14 protein-coding genes are annotated in these 17,003 nt (G+C 73.5%); 11 read left to right on the forward strand and 3 right to left on the reverse strand.

All coding sequences use genetic code 11. From position 1 onward, the window contains the following. Window position 1: 1 nt before the first annotated feature. The 10 genes from AB0E67_RS13615 to AB0E67_RS13660 all read left to right on the forward strand — a co-directional run bounded on the left by AB0E67_RS13615 (window position 2) and on the right by AB0E67_RS13660 (window position 13,094). Window positions 2-574 (forward strand): (2Fe-2S)-binding protein, encoded by a 573-nt coding sequence (locus AB0E67_RS13615; RefSeq protein ID WP_362025236.1) that lies wholly within the window; start codon window positions 2-4, stop codon window positions 572-574. 2 nt (window positions 575-576) lie between these two features. Further along, the gene (gene pucD / locus AB0E67_RS13620; RefSeq protein ID WP_362025239.1) at window positions 577-2,961 is read left to right on the forward strand and encodes a xanthine dehydrogenase subunit D; all 2,385 of its coding nucleotides are present in this window, start codon (window positions 577-579) and stop codon (window positions 2,959-2,961) included. Window positions 2,962-3,301: 340 nt separating this feature from the next. Continuing rightward, window positions 3,302-4,453, forward strand: coding sequence for an XdhC/CoxI family protein (locus AB0E67_RS13625; protein WP_362025241.1), 1,152 nt, complete (start codon window positions 3,302-3,304; stop codon window positions 4,451-4,453). Window positions 4,454-4,590: 137 nt separating this feature from the next. Further along, window positions 4,591-8,370: a S8 family serine peptidase gene (locus AB0E67_RS13630; protein ID WP_362025244.1), complete on the forward strand. Its 3,780-nt coding sequence runs from the start codon at window positions 4,591-4,593 to the stop codon at window positions 8,368-8,370. Between the two features lie 243 nt (window positions 8,371-8,613). Then, window positions 8,614-8,916 (forward strand): urease subunit gamma, encoded by a 303-nt coding sequence (locus AB0E67_RS13635; RefSeq protein ID WP_362025247.1) that lies wholly within the window; start codon window positions 8,614-8,616, stop codon window positions 8,914-8,916. After that, window positions 8,913-9,233 carry an urease subunit beta gene (gene ureB, locus AB0E67_RS13640; RefSeq protein WP_362025250.1) on the forward strand — a complete coding sequence of 107 codons (321 nt, stop codon included), beginning with the start codon at window positions 8,913-8,915 and terminating at the stop codon, window positions 9,231-9,233. The genes AB0E67_RS13635 and ureB overlap by 4 nt, the downstream gene beginning before the upstream one ends. 1 nt (window position 9,234) lies before the next feature. Then, a complete protein-coding gene (locus AB0E67_RS13645; protein WP_362025253.1) occupies window positions 9,235-10,938 on the forward strand; it encodes an urease subunit alpha in 1,704 nt (567 codons plus the stop codon). Continuing rightward, window positions 10,938-11,603: an urease accessory UreF family protein gene (locus tag AB0E67_RS13650; RefSeq protein WP_362025256.1), complete on the forward strand. Its 666-nt coding sequence runs from the start codon at window positions 10,938-10,940 to the stop codon at window positions 11,601-11,603. Before AB0E67_RS13645 ends, AB0E67_RS13650 begins: the two co-directional genes overlap by 1 nt. Window positions 11,604-11,685: 82 nt before the next feature. Next, window positions 11,686-12,339 carry an urease accessory protein UreG gene (ureG, locus tag AB0E67_RS13655; RefSeq protein WP_362025562.1) on the forward strand — a complete coding sequence of 218 codons (654 nt, stop codon included), beginning with the start codon at window positions 11,686-11,688 and terminating at the stop codon, window positions 12,337-12,339. 50 nt (window positions 12,340-12,389) lie between these two features. Continuing rightward, window positions 12,390-13,094, forward strand: a complete 705-nt coding sequence (locus tag AB0E67_RS13660) for an urease accessory protein UreD (protein ID WP_362025565.1) — start codon at window positions 12,390-12,392, stop codon at window positions 13,092-13,094. A 106-nt stretch (window positions 13,095-13,200) separates the two neighbouring features. On the opposite strand, the gene AB0E67_RS13665 is transcribed toward AB0E67_RS13660, so the two are convergent. Then, complete coding sequence (locus AB0E67_RS13665; RefSeq protein WP_362025259.1) at window positions 13,201-14,484, reverse strand: MFS transporter; 1,284 nt, start codon at window positions 14,482-14,484, stop codon at window positions 13,201-13,203. Window positions 14,485-14,762: 278 nt separating this feature from the next. On the opposite strand from AB0E67_RS13665, the gene AB0E67_RS13670 reads away from it, so the two are divergent. Continuing rightward, window positions 14,763-15,431 carry a class I SAM-dependent methyltransferase gene (locus tag AB0E67_RS13670; protein WP_362025261.1) on the forward strand — a complete coding sequence of 223 codons (669 nt, stop codon included), beginning with the start codon at window positions 14,763-14,765 and terminating at the stop codon, window positions 15,429-15,431. Window positions 15,432-15,559: 128 nt separating this feature from the next. On the opposite strand, the gene AB0E67_RS13675 is transcribed toward AB0E67_RS13670, so the two are convergent. Then, a complete protein-coding gene (locus AB0E67_RS13675) occupies window positions 15,560-16,699 on the reverse strand; it encodes a zinc-binding dehydrogenase (protein WP_362025264.1) in 1,140 nt (379 codons plus the stop codon). Next, window positions 16,696-16,998: a putative quinol monooxygenase gene (locus AB0E67_RS13680; protein ID WP_362025267.1), complete on the reverse strand. Its 303-nt coding sequence runs from the start codon at window positions 16,996-16,998 to the stop codon at window positions 16,696-16,698. The genes AB0E67_RS13675 and AB0E67_RS13680 overlap by 4 nt, the downstream gene beginning before the upstream one ends. Window positions 16,999-17,003 lie beyond the last annotated feature (5 nt).

Below are 17,003 nucleotides of genomic sequence, written 5' to 3' on the forward strand. Positions count from 1 at the left end.
CATGCGTGTCGGATTCACCGTCAACGGCCGCCGCCACGAGGCGGACGACGTCTGGGAGGGCGAGTCCCTGCTCCACGTGCTGCGGGAGCGGATGGGCCTGCCCGGTTCGAAGAACGCCTGCGAACAAGGCGAATGCGGGTCGTGCACGGTCCGCCTGGACGGGGTGCCGGTCTGCTCCTGCCTGGTCGCGGCGGGGCAGGCCGAGGGACGCGAGATCGTCACCGTGGAGGGCCTCGCCGGCCTCTCCGCCCGGCGGTCCCCGGCGCCGGCCGACGGCGAGGGCGCCCCGCCCGACGAGATCCGGCGGACGCCCGGACCGGCCGGGCAGGATCCCCGCGGCGGCGGCGAACTCGCCCCGATCCAGAAGGCGTTCATCGACGCCGGGGCCGTCCAGTGCGGCTTCTGCACCCCCGGCCTGCTGGTCGCCGCCGACGCCCTGCTCGAACGCAGCCCCCGGCCGTCCGACGCGGACATCCGCGAGGCGCTCTCCGGGAACCTCTGCCGTTGCACCGGTTACGAGAAGATCATGGACGCGGTCCGCCTCGCGGCCGCCCGCGCGGAAGGGGCGGTCTGACGATGGGCGTCACCGGCGATCCCACCGGCACCGACCGGGGCACCCGTACCCGGGGCGGCATCGGCGAGTCCACCCCGCGTCCCGACGGCGTCCTGAAGGTCACCGGGGAGTTCGCGTACTCCTCCGACATGTGGCACGAGGACATGCTCTGGGGCCATACCCTGCGTTCCACGCTCGCGCACGCCGAGATCGTCTCCATCGACATCGCGGAGGCGCTCGCCACACCCGGCGTCCACGCCGTGCTCACCCACGACGACCTGCCCGCCGCCGTCAAGAACTACGGGCTGGAGATCCGGGACACCCCGGCCCTGGCCCGCGGCAAGGTACGCCACCACGGCGAACCCGTGGCCCTCGTCGCCGCCGACCACCCCGAGACGGCCCGCCGCGCCGCCGCGAGGATCCGGATCGACTACCGCGAACTGCCCGTCGTCACCGACGAGGCGTCCGCGCTCGCCCCCGGTGCCCCGCTCGTCCACGAGCACCGCACCGACCACCACGCCGGACACGTGCCGCACCCCAACATCGTCCACCGCCAGCCCGTCGTGCGCGGCGACGCGGAGGCGGCGGCGGCCCGCGCCGACATCGTGGTCGGCGGGGAGTACGTCTTCGGCATGCAGGACCAGGCGTTCCTCGGGCCCGAGTCCGGGCTGGCCGTGCCCGCCGAGGACGGCGGTGTCGACCTCTACGTCGCCACCCAGTGGCTCCACGCCGACCGGCGCCAGATCGCCCCCGTCCTCGGCCTGACCGAGGACAAGGTCCGCATGACGCTCTCCGGCGTCGGCGGCGCCTTCGGCGGACGCGAGGACCTGTCGATGCAGATCCACGCCTGCCTCCTCGCCCTGCGCACCGGCAGGCCCGTCAAGATGGTCTACAACCGCTTCGAGTCCTTCTTCGGACACGTCCACCGGCACCCCGCCAGACTCCGCTACGAGCACGGGGCCACCCGCGACGGCCGGCTGACCCATGTGAAGTGCCGCATCGTGCTGGACGGCGGGGCCTACGCCTCCTCCTCCCCGGCGGTCGTCGGCAACGCCGCCTCGCTCGGCGTCGGCCCGTACGTCGTCGACGACGTCGACATCGAGGCGGTCGCGCTCTACACCAACAACCCGCCGTGCGGGGCCATGCGCGGTTTCGGTGCCGTCCAGGCGTGCTTCGCCTACGAGGCCCAGATGGACAAGCTGGCCGCCGAACTCGGCATGGACCCGGTCGAGTTCCGGCGGATCAACGCCATGGAACAGGGCAGCGTCCTGCCCACCGGCCAGGTCGTCGACTCGCCCGCCCCCGTCGCCGAACTGCTGCGCCGCGTCAAGGCCAGACCGCTGCCGCCCGAGCGCCAGTGGGAGACGGCGGGCGAGCGGCCCGATGTACGGGCCCTGCCCGGCGGACTGTCCAACACCACCCACGGCGAAGGAGTCGTACGCGGGGTCGGCTACGCGGTCGGCATCAAGAACGTCGGCTTCTCCGAGGGCTTCGACGACTACTCCACCGCCCGGGTCCGTATCGAGGTCGCCGGCGGCGAACCCGTCGCGGTCGTGCACACCGCCATGGCGGAGGTCGGCCAGGGCGGCGTCACCGTCCACGCCCAGATCGCCCGCACCGAACTCGGCGTCGCCCGGGTCACCGTCCAGCCCGCCGACACCCGGGTCGGCTCGGCGGGTTCCACGTCCGCGTCCCGGCAGACGTACGTCACCGGGGGCGCCGTGAAACACGCCTGCGAGGCCGTCCGCGAGAAGGTCCTGGAGCTGGGCCGCCGCAGGTTCGGCCCGTACCACCCCGCCTGGGCCACCGCCGAACTGCTCCTGGAGGACGGCAAGGTCGTCACCGACGGCGGCGAGGTGCTGGCCGCCCTGGCGGACGTGCTGGAGGGCGAGAGCGTCGAGGCCGAACTGGAGTGGCGCCACCGCCCCACCGAACCCTTCGACCTGCGCACCGGACAGGGCGACGGGCACGTCCAGTACTCCTTCGCCGCCCACCGCGCGGTCGTCGAGGTCGACACCGAACTCGGCCTGGTCAAGGTCGTCGAACTGGCCTGCGCCCAGGACGTCGGCAAGGCCCTCAACCCGCTGTCCGTCGAAGGACAGATCCAGGGCGGCACCACCCAGGGCCTGGGCATCGCGGTCATGGAGGAGATCGTCGTCGACCCGGTGACCGCGAAGGTGCGCAACCCGTCCTTCACGGACTATCTGATCCCCACCATCCTCGACACCCCGGCCATCCCCGTCGACGTGCTCGAACTCGCCGACGACCACGCCCCGTACGGGCTGCGCGGCGTCGGCGAGGCCCCCACCCTGTCGTCGACCCCGGCCGTCCTCGCGGCGATCCGGAACGCGACGGGACTGGAGCTCAACCGGACGCCCGTGCGTCCCGAACACCTCACGGGCACCTGAGAGCCCGTCGGGTGGCCCCCGACCGGGCGGCCATGCCCGGTACGCACCCTTCCGGTGCCTCGGAACCGCACGCGCCATGCCGCGTCCGCTCTCCGGCGGGAGGTCCCCCGACAGGCCGTGGGCCACCGCGGGCCCGGGGCGGGGCGCGGGCGGACCCGGTTCCGCCGCAGGGGCGGGGGACCGGAGTGTTCCCGTGTACTTCGCGCCCGGCCCGGACGAGAGTTGTCCCGGTGCCCGCGGCACCGGCCGTACGCTTCCCCGGCCCGCCGCGACACCGCCGCCGAGCGTTCGTCGAACTCCCGCGGCTCCTTCGTCCGCCCCGCAGCCAAGGAGAAACGCCATGCTGGACATCGCCGAGGAACTGAACCGGTGGGCCGGTCAGGGACGCGACTTCGCCGTCGCCACCGTCGTCGAGGTCGGCGGGAGCGCGCCCCGCACGCCGGGCGCAGCCCTGGCCGTCGACCGCGACGGCACGGCCATCGGGTCGGTCTCCGGCGGGTGCGTGGAGGGCGCGGTGTACGAACTGTGCGAGCGGGCGCTGGGCGACGGCACGACCGTCCGCGAACGCTTCGGATACAGCGACGACGAGGCCTTCGCGGTCGGCCTGACCTGCGGCGGCGTCATCGACGTCCTGGTGACCCCGGTCCGCGCGGACGATCCCGCGCGGGCGGTGTTCGCCGCCGCGCTCCACGCCGCCGCGCGGGGGGAGGCGGCGGCCGTGGCCCGGATCGCCGACGGACCCGCACAGCTCCTCGGCCGCCCCCTGCTCGTGCGCCCCGACGGCTCGTACGAGGGGGGACTCGGCGGGCACCCGGAGCTGGACCGCACGGCGGCGGCCGAGGCCCGTGCCATGCTGGACACCGGACGCACCGGCCCCCTCACCATCGGTGCCGAGGGATCGCGCTGCGGGCAACCGCTCACCCTGCTCGTCGAGTCGAGCGTCCCGCCGCCCCGGATGATCGTCTTCGGTGCCGTCGACTTCGCCGCGGCGCTGGTACGGGCGGGCAAGTTCCTCGGGTACCACGTCACCGTCTGCGACGCCCGTCCCGTCTTCACCACGCGCGCCCGGTTCCCGGACGCCGACGAACTGGTCGTCGACTGGCCGCACCGCTACCTCGCGGCGACCGGCGTCGACGCGCGCACGGTGCTGTGCGTCCTCACCCACGACCCGAAGTTCGACGTCCCGCTGCTCGAACGGGCGCTGCGGCTGCCGGTGGCGTACGTCGGGGCGATGGGTTCGCGCCGTACGCACATGGAACGCGACGAACGGCTGCGCGCGGTCGGTGTCGGAGAAGCAGAACTGGCCAGGCTGCGTTCCCCGATCGGCCTCGACCTCGGTGCCCGCACCCCCGAGGAGACCGCGCTGTCCATCGCCGCCGAGATCGTCGCCGTCCTGCGCGGCGGCAGCGGCGTACCGCTCCGGGGCGCGCACACGCCGATCCACCACGAGGAAGGCCCGCCGCCGTCCGACGTGATCACCTCCGTGGCCTGAACCAGTGCTCCGATCCCGGTGGACGACGTCCGCATTCCGGATGGCCCGGGGTGGTCGCGGGCGGTTTGCCGCCACGGCGGCTTCACGCCACGTCCGAACGCAGCCACGGCCGTGCATTTGGCTATTGGATCTGCGGCATGACGAAGACACCCTCATCCGCCGCCGGGTCCCCCGGCCGCTCCCGCGGGGCGAGACCCGTCCGTACGGGCCGCGGGGCCCTGCTCATAGCCACCTCGGTGGCCCTGGTGAGCGGCGCGCTGCTCCCCGCGGCGGGCTCCGCCACCGCCGCCGCCCAGGACGGTCCGGCGCCCGCCGGCCGTCGGACCGCCGCCCCCGTCAAGGAGTACGACATCACCCTGGTCACGGGGGACGTCGTGCACTACACGGACGGGCCCGGCAAGCAGGACACCGTCACCGTGGAGCGCCCCGACGGCGCGTTCGGCGGAGTGCAGGTCCAGCAGGCCGGGGACGACCTCCACGTCCTGCCCGACGAGGCGATGCCCCTGCTCGCGGCCGGGAAGCTGGACCGCAGGCTGTTCGACGTCACGGCCCTCGTCCGGATGGGGTACGACGACGAGCGGTCGGGCGGCATCCCGCTGATCGCCACCTATCCCGCGGCCAAGGGCCGGGCGCTGCCCGCCGCCCCGCGCGGCGCGAAGAGGACCCGCACCCTGGAGAGCATCCACGGCGCCGCGCTGAAGGCCGACAAGGACACCGCGCGGACGTTCTGGAACGACATCTCCCGTGCGCCCAGGGCACGTTCCCTCGACAACGGCATCGGCAAGCTCTGGCTCGACGGCCGGGTGGAGGCCCGGCTCAAGGACTCCGTCCCGCAGGTCGGCGCCCCGCAGGCATGGGCGCAGGGGTACGACGGCAAGGGCACCAAGGTGGCCGTCCTGGACACCGGCATCGACGCCGGCCACCCGGACGTCAAGGACCGCATCCTCGACTCGAAGAGCTTCGTGCCGGGCGAGGAGGTCGTCGACAAGAACGGCCACGGCACGCACGTCGCCTCCACCATCGCGGGCTCCGGCGCCGCGTCGCAGGGGGCCAACAAGGGCGTCGCCCCCGGTACCGGACTGCTCGTCGGCAAGGTGCTCAGCGACGAGGGGTTCGGCGCCGACTCCGGCATCATCGAAGCCATGGAATGGGCGAAGGCCGAAGGCGCCGACGTCGTCTCCATGAGCCTCGGCTCCAGCATCCCGGACGACGGCACCGACCCGATGGCCCAGGCCGTCGATTCCCTGTCCGCCGACGGCGGCCCGCTGTTCGTGATCGCCGCGGGCAACGCCTACGGGGCGGGCACCATCGGGTCGCCCGGCTCGGCGGAGAAGGCGCTGACCGTCGCCGCCGTCGACAAGCAGGACCGCCGCGCGCCCTTCTCCTCGATGGGTCCGCTGGTCCGCTCCCAGGGCCTGAAGCCCGACCTGTCCGCCCCCGGTGTGGACATCAACGCCGCCGCCTCCCAGTCCGTGCCGGGCACCGCCGGGATGTACCGGTCGATGTCCGGCACCTCGATGGCGACCCCGCACGTCGCCGGTGCCGCCGCCATCCTGAAGCAGCGTCACCCCGACTGGTCCGGGCAGCGGATCAAGGACGCGCTGATGAGCTCGTCCAAGGAGCTCCCCGGCCACACCCCGTACGAGCAGGGCACCGGCCGGCTCGACGTGAAGGCGGCCCTCGACACCACGATCGAGGCCACCGGCTCCGTGCCCGTCGCCTCCTACGACTGGCCGCACTCCCCGTCCGACCCGGTCGCGAAGCGGACCATCACCTACCGCAACACCGGCTCCGAGGACGTCACCCTCGACCTGACCACCGGTACGGACTCGGACGCCTACACCCTGTCGGCGAACCGGCTGACCGTCCCCGCCGGGTCCACCGCCGAGGCCGTGCTCTCGCTGGACCCGTCGAAGGTCGCCGCCGACACCCGGTACTCCGGTCAGGTCGTCGCCCGGGACGCGGCGGGCACCGTCGTCGCCCACACCGGCTTCGCCCTGAACAAGGAGCGGGAGCTGTACGACCTGACGCTCCGGCTCCGGGACCGCGCCGGAAGGCCGATGGACGCAACCGTGGTGATCGGCGCCCTGGGCGACCCGCAGCTGGAGCCGGTGCAGGTCTCCGGCGAGACCACGCTGCGGCTCCCGCCCGGCAACTACACCGCGTGGACGCTGGCCGAGGTCGCCGGTGACCGCGCCGACTCCAAGGGCCTGGCCTTCCTCGCGGCCCCCGAGATCCTTCTCGGTGAGTCGTCCACGATCACCCTCGACGCGTCCAAGGCCCGCAGGGTGGACGTCCGGACGCCGAAGGAGACCGAGATCCGGCAGGTGCGCTTCGACATGGCGCGTACCGCACCGGACGGTACCGTGCAGCGCGGCGCGTACCAGATCCCGCTGATGTACGACCAGCTGTGGGCGAGCCCCACCGAGAGGGTCACCCGGGGCGGCTTCTCCTTCCTGACCCGCTGGCGGCAGGGCGAGAAGCAGATCGCCCTGGCGGCCGACGGCCGTGACGTGCCGGTCACCGTGCAGCCCGGTTCGCCCGTCGCGGAGAACAGCGCGAAGAAGCTGAACGGTGTCTTCGCGGGCGACGGGGCCGCGGCCGACTACCAGGGGCTGGACGTCCGGGGCAAGGCCGTGGTGGTCCGCCGCAGCGACGCGGTCGCCCCCGCCGACCGGGTCGCGAACGCGGCGGCGGCCGGCGCCGAGGCCCTGTTCGTCGTCCACGACGGCGACGGGCGGCTCCTGGAGAGCTACGCCCCGTACGGCGAGGAGACCCCGATCCCGGTCGCCTCGGCCCAGCGCCTGGCGGGCGAGCGGCTGATCGGGACGGCGAAGCGCGGCAAGAAGCTGACGATCGCCCAGCACCGGTTCGCCCGTTACGTGTACGACCTGGTCGACCGCCACGACGGCGTGATCCCGGACCGCTCGCTGGAGTTCGCCCCGGCGGCCCGCTCCCTGGCGAAGGTGGAGAACACCTTCTACGGCCACCGCGACGTGCTCGGTGCCGGATACCGCTACGACATCCCGGACTACGGACCGGGCCTCGGCTTCGAGGAGTACGAGAAGTTCCCCGGCACCCGCGAGGAATGGGTCACCCCGCTGCCCGGCGCCTCGTTCTGGTACGAGAACCACTCGGTCCTCACCGCCGACGGCTCGGACACCGCGCTGGAGATGCGCAGCGGTGACATGGACTACACGGCGGGCCGCACCTACCCCACCGAGTGGTTCGCACCGATCGCCCGCCCGCGTCTCGCCACCGGCTACTGGGGGCCGTTCCGTACCGTCCACAACGACGTCCAGTTCAACCTCACCCCGTGGACGGACTCGGGCGCCGGACACTCGGGTGCCATGCCGACGGACGAGTACGAGACCACCAGCACCGCCTTCTACCAGGGCGACACCCTGATCAAGAAGGTCAAGGGCCGGGCCGGATACGCCTGGGACCTCTCGCCCGAGAAGCTCCCGTACCGCTTCGTCCTCGACTCCACCCGTGACGCGGACACGTGGAAGACCTCCGTCCGCACACGCACCGAGTGGAACTTCGTCTCCGGCGCGCTGGACCGGAACGGACCCGAGCAGGCCGACATCCCGCTGCTCCAGCTGGACTATGCCGTCGACACCGACCTCGCCGGTGACGTGAAGGCCGGCACGTGGACCCGGATCGGTCTCTCCTCCGGCACGCAGGAGTGGATGAAGGGCGCCGTGAAGGCCACGAAGGCGTCGCTGTCGGTCAGCTACGACGACGGGAAGACCTGGACCACCGTGCAACTGACCGGGGACGGGGCCGGTTCCTGGACGGCCCGGTTCAAGACCCCGAAGAAGACCGGCGCGTTCGTCTCGCTGAAGGCGCACGCGGAGGCGGCCGACGGACTCGGTGTCGACCAGGAGATCATTCGGGCATTCGGCCTGAAGTGACCTGCTGAGTCGCTCTCTTGCGTGGCCCCGCACCCTCTCCGGAGGGTGCGGGGCCACCGCTCTTCGCCTTCCCTCGATGACCAAAATTTGTCTGCTTTGCCCGTATATGGCGGGTGATAAGGAGAGAAAGGGACTTATCGCGGTGTGGATCGAGTTGCCACGGCGACATCGGTGGGCTTATAAGAAGAGCGTGGCGGAAGCGATTCCGGGAATTCCGGGGACTGTCCGCCGCGGAGGTTTCCCATGTTTCTCACTCCGTCAGACACGGAGAAATTGCTGCTGAGCGTCGCCGGAATGGTCGCCCGTGACCGCCGTGAACGCGGCGTGCTGCTCAATTACCCGGAGGCCGTCGCGCTGCTCTCCTGCTGGGCCGTGGAAAGGGCCCGCGAAGGTGCCCGCGTCAGCGATCTGATGACCGAGGGCCGGAACGTGCTCACCCGTTCCGACGTGCTCGAAGGGGTCCCCGAGATGCTTCATGACGTCCAGGTCGAGGCGACCTTCCCGGACGGGCGCAAGCTCGTCACGATCACCTCGCCGATCCCGTGATCCCCGGCGAGATCCGGACCGGATCCGGCGTACTGGAAATCAATGGCACGCGTACTCGGATTCGGCTGGCCGTGGTGAACGAGGGCGACCGGCCTATTCAGGTCGGATCGCATCTGCATTTCCCCGACGCGAATCCCGCGCTTTCCTTCGACCGGACCCTGGCTGAAGGATTCCGGCTCGACATTCCCTCCGGCACTTCTCTGCGTTTCGAACCCGGAGTCGGCGCCGAGGTCTCCCTCGTCGAACTCGGCGGCCGCCGGGAGGTGCCCGGCATCGTCGTGCCCGGCACCCGCAGCGCACGAACGGACGACATCTGACATGGCACAACTGACCCGCGCCGCCTACGCGTCGCTCTACGGGCCCACCACCGGCGACCGCGTCCGCCTCGCCGACACCGACCTCTGGATCGAGGTCGAGGAGGACCGCTGCTTCGGCGGCGACGAGTCCGTGTTCGGCGGTGGCAAGTCGATCCGCGAATCCATGGGCCAGTCCACCGCTTCGCGCGCCGACGGCGCCCTCGACCTCGTCATCACCAACGTCGTCGTCCTCGACCACTGGGGCGTCGTCAAGACCGACGTCGGCGTACGGGACGGCCGGATCGTGGCCCTCGGGCGCTCCGGCAACCCCGACGTCGGCGACGGCGTCCACCCCGACCTGGTGATCGGACCCGGCACCGACGTGGTCTCCGGCGAGGGCCGCATCCTCACCGCCGGAGCCGTCGACACCCACGTCCACTTCCTGATGCCCGGCGCCCTGCACGAGGCCCTGGCCACCGGCACCACCACCGTCATCGGCGGCGGCACCGGCGCCACCGAGGGCTCCAAGGCCACCACCGTCACCCCCGGCGCGTGGCACCTCGCGATGATGCACCGCTCCCTGGACCGGGTCCCGCTCAACGTCATGCTGTTCGGCAAGGGATCGACCGTCGGCGCGGACGGCCTGCGCGAGGCGGCGCTCGGCGGTGCCGGTGGCTACAAGGTCCACGAGGACTGGGGCGCCACCCCCGCCGCCATCGACGCGGCGCTGAAGGCGGCCGACACCTACGGACTCCAGGTCGCCCTGCACGCCGACAGCCTCAACGAAGTCGGCTACGTCGAGGCCACCCTCGACGCCATCGCCGGGCGCGGCATCCACGTCTTCCACGCCGAGGGCGCCGGGGGCGGCCACGCCCCCGACATCATCACCGTCGCCTCCCACCCCCACGTCCTCCCGGCGTCCACCAACCCGACGCTCCCGCACACCGTCAACACCGTCGCGGAGCACCTCGACATGCTGATGGTCTGCCACCACCTCAATCCACGCGTCCCCGAGGACCTCGCCTTCGCCGAGTCCCGCATCCGCGCCACCACCATCGCCGCCGAGGACCTCCTGCACGACATCGGCGCCCTCTCCATCACCTCCTCCGACGCCCAGGCCATGGGCCGCATCGGCGAGGTGATCTGCCGCACCTGGCAGGTCGCCCACACCATGAAGCAGCGCTTCGGCGACCGCGGCGGCGAACTCCCCGCCGACAACGAACGCGCCCGCCGCTACGTCGCCAAATACACCATCTGCCCCGCCGTCGCCCACGGCATCGACCACGTCGTCGGCTCCGTCGAACCCGGCAAGCTCGCCGACCTGGTGCTCTGGGACCCCGCCTTCTTCGGCATCCGCCCCGCCGCCGTGATCAAGGGCGGCATGGTGGTGTACGCGCCCCTCGGCGACGCCAACGCCGCCATCCCCACCACCCAGCCCGTGCTGCTGCGCCCCACCGCCGCCGCCGGCGCCGCCCCGTACCTCTCGGTCAACTTCGTCGCGCCGGCGGCCCTGGAGGACGGTCTCGCCGAACGCCTCGGCCTGGAACGGGAACTGGTCGCCGTGCGGCCCACCCGCCACCTCACCAAGGCGGACCTGCCGAACAACACGGCGCTCCCCGACATCGACGTCGACCCGGAGACCTTCGCCATCCGGATCGACGGGGAGCTCGTCGAACCCGCACCCGCCGCCGAACTGCCGCTCGCCCAGCGGTACTCCCTGTTCTGATGGCGGGCCTCGGCGCACTGCTGCTCGGCGACGGGCGGCTCCCGGTCGGCGCGTACACCTACAGCGCCGGGCTGGAACCGGCCGTCGCCTCCGGCCTCACCCGCGAAGCCGTCCCCGCCCTGCTGCGGGCCCGGCTGAGCACGGCGGCGGTCACCGAGGCGGCCGCCGCCGTCCTCGCCCTGCGCGCCGCGGGGCAGGAGACGGTGGACTACGGACCGGTGCAGCGGGCCCTGGCCGCCCGCACCCCCGCCGCGCCGCTGCGCGAGGCGTCGGCGGCCCTGGGCCGCGGGGTGCACCGCCTGGCCCGGCGGCTCGCCCCGGACCATCCCGCGGTCACCGCGCTGTCCGCGCTCCGCCCCCGCCCGCTGCGACCGGTGGCGCTCGGCGCCCTCGGGGCCGTCGTGAAGGTGACCGAGGAGGAGCTCGCGCACGGCATCGTCTACGACGAACTCCAGACCATCACCTCGGCGGCGCTCAAGCTGCTGCCCGGCGACCCCCTCGACACGGTCGCCTGGATCCTCGACGCCGAGCCCGACGCCACGGCGGCGGTGCGCGAGGCCCTCGCCGTACCGGACCCGGCCGGGCTGCCCGCTCGTACGCCCCCGCTCACCGAACAGTGGGCACTCGAACACGCACGACGAGAACGGAGACTCTTCCTTGCCTGACCAGCACCCCGGACACCGGAACGACCACCACACCGACCACCACCGGCACGCAGCGGACCGTGCCCGGCCGCGCGCCCTTCGGATCGGCGTCGCGGGCCCGGTCGGCACCGGCAAGAGCTCGATCCTCGCGACCCTCTGCCGGGAACTGGCCGGCGAACTCTCCATGGCCGTCGTCACCAACGACATCTACACCGACGAGGACGCCCGATTCCTGCGCTCGGCCGGCGTCCTGCCGACGGAACGCATCCGCGCCGTCGAGACCGGCGCCTGCCCGCACACCGCGATCCGCGACGACATCAGCGCCAACCTCGACGCCGTCGAGGACCTGGAGGAGGCGTACGGGCCGCTCGACCTGGTGCTCGTCGAGAGCGGCGGCGACAACCTCACCGCCACCTTCAGCCCGGCCCTCGCCGACGCCCAGCTGTTCTGCATCGACGTCGCGGGCGGCGGGGACGTCGCACGCAAGGGCGGACCCGGCATCACCGGCGCCGACCTGCTGATCGTCAACAAGGCCGACCTGGCACCCCACGTCGAGGTCGACGTGGACACCATGGTCGCCGACGCCCGCGCCGCCCGCGACGGCCTGCCGGTGCTCGCGCTCTCCAGGCACGACCCGGCGTCGACCGCCGAACTCGCCGGCTGGGTACGGTCGGTGCTCGACCGTCACCGCGCGGGCACCCTCGTCCCCACCGACCCGGGACCGATGGCACCCCACAGCCACAGCCACGACTCGTGACCACGCGCACGGCCGCCCGCGCCGAACCGGCCGACCCCACCGTCCTCGCCGTGGAGCGCGACGGCACGGCCCGCCACCTCGTACGCGAACTGCGCCCCGGCGCCTTCCTGGCCCCGCGCCCCCTGCTGCCGGTCCCCGACCGGGTGCGGGTCGCCCTGGTCGGCACCCGGGCCGGTCTGCTCGCGGGCGACCGACTGGAACTGCGCGTCTCGGTCGGCCCCGGCGCCCGCCTGGAACTGGTCGAACCGTCCGGCCTGGTCGCGTACCACCACCGGGGCGGCTCGTCGAGCTGGCGGGCCCGGGTCGACATCGCCGAGGGCGGCGAACTGCACTGGGACGCCCGGCCGTTCGTGGTCGGTGACGGCGCCCGGGTGGAACGCTCCATGGACGTCGCGCTCGCCGCCGGGGCGCGGATGCTCTGGCGGGACACCCTGGTCCTGGGGCGCTCCGGCGAGCCCGGCGGCAGCGTACGGTCCACCACCCACGTCACCTGCGACGGCGACGAACTGCTCGTCGAGGACCTGGATCTGACGGAGCGTCGGGTACGTGGACTGCCCGGCATCCTGGGGCCGAACCGCGTCATCGGCTCGGTCACCGCCCTCGGCGCCCGCCCCGACGGCCCGCCGCACCCGTACCGCACGGACCTCGCGGGCCCGGGGGCGCAGGTGCGGCTGCTGGACACCGTGGCCCCCGCGATCGAGGCGGAACTCGCGGCCGTCTGGGAGGACTGGTGCCATCAGGACTGGTGCCATTAGGTCCGGTCGTCAAAGTGCCGCCTGCCGTACGGACCGGGCCTCGCGCGGTTCGGCCTCCGCCCGAACGACGGCATTCGACGACAGGACCCGGCACCGAGCCCGGCCTTCAGGCGGGCGAAGCCCCGTCGGTGTCCGGAGCCGGTGTCGCTTCAGCGCGACCGCGGGAGGACGCGCCGCGCGCCACCACGGCCGCGCACACCAGCGCGGGGGCCGAGGCGATCGCGAAACAGGCCGGCGGCGGCATCCGGTCCACCAGCACGCCCATCGTCGCGCTGCCCAGCGCGGACCCGGCGTTGATCGCCGTGTTGACCCACGCGCCCGCCCGGGTGCGCGCACCCGGGTCCACGGACTCGTCCGCCAGGAGATACGCCGTCGTCAGGGCCGGGGCGACGAAGACCCCGGCCGCCGCGGCCACCGCGACCAGCACCGGAACGCCGGGCGAGAGACCGGCCACGACCAGGGCCGTGCCCAGACCGGCGACCAGGACCGGCAGCCGCGTCCGATTCGGGGCGCGCCAGGGGACCGCGCCGTACGCGAGCCCGCCGACCGCGCTGCCCGCCGACAGCGCCGCCAGCGCCCACGCCACCGAGCCGCCGCGGTGGTGCTGCTCGGCGAACGCCACCACCAGCAGGTCCAACGCGCCCAGACACAGTCCCACGGCGGCGGCAGCGAGCGCGGCATGTCGCAGCCCGGCGATCTTGAGCAGCGACCGCCGCCCGCCGCTCACCCCGTCCGGCACGGCGGCCGGCTGTGCCGCCGGCCCCGGGGCCGCGCCGCGCACCGCGGGGGAGGACACCAGCGCGCCCGTCCCCACCAGCACCAGCGCGGCGCTGATCGCGACGCCCGCCGCGGGGACGCTGTGCCGGATCACCACGCCCACCAGCAACGGCCCGGTGACGAACAGCAGTTCCTCGGCGACGCCGTCCAGACTGTACGCACGCCGCAACAGCTCCCGGTCCGGGACGAGACGGCTCCACAGCGTCCGCATCACCGGCCCCAGCGGCGGCGTGCAGGCGCCCGCCGTCACGGCGAGCACCCCCAGCAGCGGCGAGGAGGCGCCCGGCCGCCAGGTGGCGTACGCCAGGACGGCGAGCAGGACCGCGTACAGACCGGCCATCGGCGGCAGGGCCCGGCGCGGCCCGTACCGGTCGACCAACGCGGCACGGGCGGGGGAGAGAAGGACACTGGTGGCCCCGAACAGGGCCATGACCACCCCGGCCGCGGTGAAGGAACCGGTGGCGTCCTTCACCGCCAGCATCAGGGAGAGGGAGATCATCCCGTACGACAGCCGCCCCACGAGAGCGGCACCGAAGGCAGGGGCGGCGTGCGGGGCACGCAGGACGGCGGCGTACGAAGGGGCGAGCGAAGGCGCGGGGGAGAGCCGGAGCATGAGGACGTTCCTCGGGAGGGCGGCGCGCGCGACGGCGCCGCGGACGTGCGGGGACACCGGAGGACCGCACCCGGTGGGACGGGGCGCGGCGGGTACGGGGTCCTACGCACGGAGGAGGAACATGCGTATCAACGTACCAGGAGCAGAGGCGCGCGGACGCGGCCGTGCGGTGGCCCGTCGGGCGGACGTCCGCGCCCACCGCCGTCCCCGGCGGGCACCGCCACCGGAAACCCCGGACCGTTCGACGGACCGTCGGGGCGCGTCGTACCGTGCGGAGGATGACGACGCCGCTGCTCCGGATCCTCCAGGCACTCGACCGCTTCAACGCCGCCCATCCCTGGGACCACAACGCGTACTTCCACCGGTGGATCCTGCGGCAGCTCCCGAGCCGGTGCGACAGAGCCCTGGACGTCGGCTGCGGCAGCGGGGACCTGGCCCGGCTCCTGACGGCCCGGGCGAGGACGGTGCATGCCGTGGACGCCGACCCGGACATCGTGGCCCGGGCCCGTGAACTCACCGGCCCCGACGCCTCGGTGACCTTCGCCGTCGCCGAGGCCCCGGCCGGGATGCCGGCCGGCCCGTACGACGTGATCACGTGCGTCGCCGCACTCCATCACCTTCCGTTCGCCGACGCCCTCGCCGGATTCCGGGAGCGTCTGGCGCCCGGCGGAACCCTGGTGGTGGTCGGCCTCGCCCGTGAGGAGACCGGGGGCGACCACCTGCTGGCTCTCGTCTCCAGTCCGCTGAACGCCGCCACGGGCTGGATCAGGAACAAGGGCCGCAGGGCGCCGCGCCCCGTGTCGATGACCGCCGTGACCCGGCCTGCCGGGATGACATTCCGCGAGATCGTTCACGGGGCGCGGGAGGTGCTGCCCGGCGCGAAGGCGAGGCGCCGGCTGTTCTGGCGGTACACGCTGGTGTGGCGCGACGGTTCCGGTGGGCGCTGACGCGGCGGGACACATCCTCGCCCGTCCGGCCCCGGGCCGCGTTCCGCCGCCATGACCGACGGCGCCCCCTCCGGTCGCGGAAGGGGCGCCGTCGCCCTTCGGCCCGCCGGCCGAAGGGCGACGGCCCGTCAGGCGGCCGGTGCTCCCGAGGTGTCGATGATCTGGCGGATGGCCCGGCCCGAGGCCAGCTCCTCCAGCGCCTCGTTGATGCCGGTCAGCGGCAACGTGCCGGTGTGCATCCGCTCCACCGGCATCAGGCCCGCCCGCCACAGGTCCAGGAACCGGGGGATGTCGCGGCGCGGAACCGCGTCGCCCATGTACGAACCGATCAGGGACTTGCCCTCGCCCGCGAACGCCAGTGCCGGAACCTCCAGCGTCCGGCCAGGGGCCGGCAGGCCCACCGAGACGACCCTGCCGCCCCGGGCCACGGCCGTCAGGCACTCGGCCATCACCTTCGGGCTGCCCACCGCCTCGACCGCCACCTCGGCGCCCCCGGAGGTGAGTTCGCGGATCGCCTCGACCGCCCCGTCGGGGGCGAACGCGTGCGACGCGCCCAGATGGAGGGCCAGTTCGCGCTTCTCCGGAACCGGGTCGACCGCGACGACCGGGTACGCTCCCGCCGCGCGGGCCCCCAGCACGGCGGACAGGCCCACCCCGCCCAGGCCGTAGACCACCGCCGACTGCCCGGGGCGCAGGGCCGCCGTGTTGATGGCGGCCCCGGCGCCGGTCAGGACCGCGCAGCCGAACATCGACGCCACCGCGAACGGCACGTCCCTGGGTATCGGCACCACCGACTCCTGGGCCACCACCGCGTGTTCGGAGAACGCGGAGACGCCCAGCTGGTGGTGGACGCGGGCGCCCGACGCGTCGGTCAGCAGCGACGGGCCGTACAGCAGCGCCCCCGTCCCGTTCGCCGCCGCCGCGCGCTCGCACAGGGCCGGCCGCCCCGCCGCGCAGTCGGCGCAGAATCCGCAGCTCGGCACGAAGACCAGCGCCACGTGGTCGCCGGGGGAGACCCGGCCGACGCCCGGGCCGGTCTCCTCCACGACGCCCACCGCCTCGTGACCGAGCGCCATCGGCAGCGGGCGCACCCGGTCGCCGTTGACCACCGAGAGGTCCGAGTGGCACAGCGAGGCGGCCGCGATCCGCACCAGCACCTCGCCCTCGCGCGGGGCGCCCAGCTCCAGCTCCTCCACCTCCACCGGGCGGGTCGTGGCGTAGGGGCGGGCCGTCGACACCCCGCGCAGTACCGCCGCGCGGGTCCTCATGCCTGGGTCTCCGGGCGCGGGGCGCAGCGCAGCACGTCGCGGCTCTCCAGCAGCGGGACGACCTCCCCGAGCACGATCCGCTCGAAGTGCGGGGTGGCGCAGTGGGCGGTGAAGTCGGCCTCGGAGGCGTACTCCTCGTACAGCACGATCGCCCGCGGGTCCTCGGTGCCCTGGTGGATGCGGTAGGCGAGGTTGCCCGGCTCCTGCCGGGAGGCGGCGGCCATGGTGTCGAGGAGGGGGAGGACGGTGTTCTCCTCGCCCTCCTTGGTGCGGTAGCGGGCGACGACGACGTAGGTCATGCGGG

Source organism: Streptomyces sp. NPDC032161 (genome assembly GCF_040636995.1).
Lineage (GTDB): Bacteria > Actinomycetota > Actinomycetes > Streptomycetales > Streptomycetaceae > Streptomyces.

Coding starts and splice junctions, on each gene's coding strand:
- AB0E67_RS13615 (WP_362025236.1), top strand. CDS start 2: ATGCGTGTCGGATTCACCGTCAACGGCCGCCGCCACGAGGCGGACGAC.
- pucD (WP_362025239.1), top strand. CDS start 577: ATGGGCGTCACCGGCGATCCCACCGGCACCGACCGGGGCACCCGTACC.
- AB0E67_RS13625 (WP_362025241.1), top strand. CDS start 3,302: ATGCTGGACATCGCCGAGGAACTGAACCGGTGGGCCGGTCAGGGACGC.
- AB0E67_RS13630 (WP_362025244.1), top strand. CDS start 4,591: ATGACGAAGACACCCTCATCCGCCGCCGGGTCCCCCGGCCGCTCCCGC.
- AB0E67_RS13635 (WP_362025247.1), top strand. CDS start 8,614: ATGTTTCTCACTCCGTCAGACACGGAGAAATTGCTGCTGAGCGTCGCC.
- AB0E67_RS13645 (WP_362025253.1), top strand. CDS start 9,235: ATGGCACAACTGACCCGCGCCGCCTACGCGTCGCTCTACGGGCCCACC.
- AB0E67_RS13650 (WP_362025256.1), top strand. CDS start 10,938: ATGGCGGGCCTCGGCGCACTGCTGCTCGGCGACGGGCGGCTCCCGGTC.
- AB0E67_RS13665 (WP_362025259.1), bottom strand. CDS start 14,484: ATGCTCCGGCTCTCCCCCGCGCCTTCGCTCGCCCCTTCGTACGCCGCC.
- AB0E67_RS13670 (WP_362025261.1), top strand. CDS start 14,763: ATGACGACGCCGCTGCTCCGGATCCTCCAGGCACTCGACCGCTTCAAC.
- AB0E67_RS13675 (WP_362025264.1), bottom strand. CDS start 16,699: ATGAGGACCCGCGCGGCGGTACTGCGCGGGGTGTCGACGGCCCGCCCC.
- AB0E67_RS13680 (WP_362025267.1), bottom strand. CDS start 16,998: ATGACCTACGTCGTCGTCGCCCGCTACCGCACCAAGGAGGGCGAGGAG.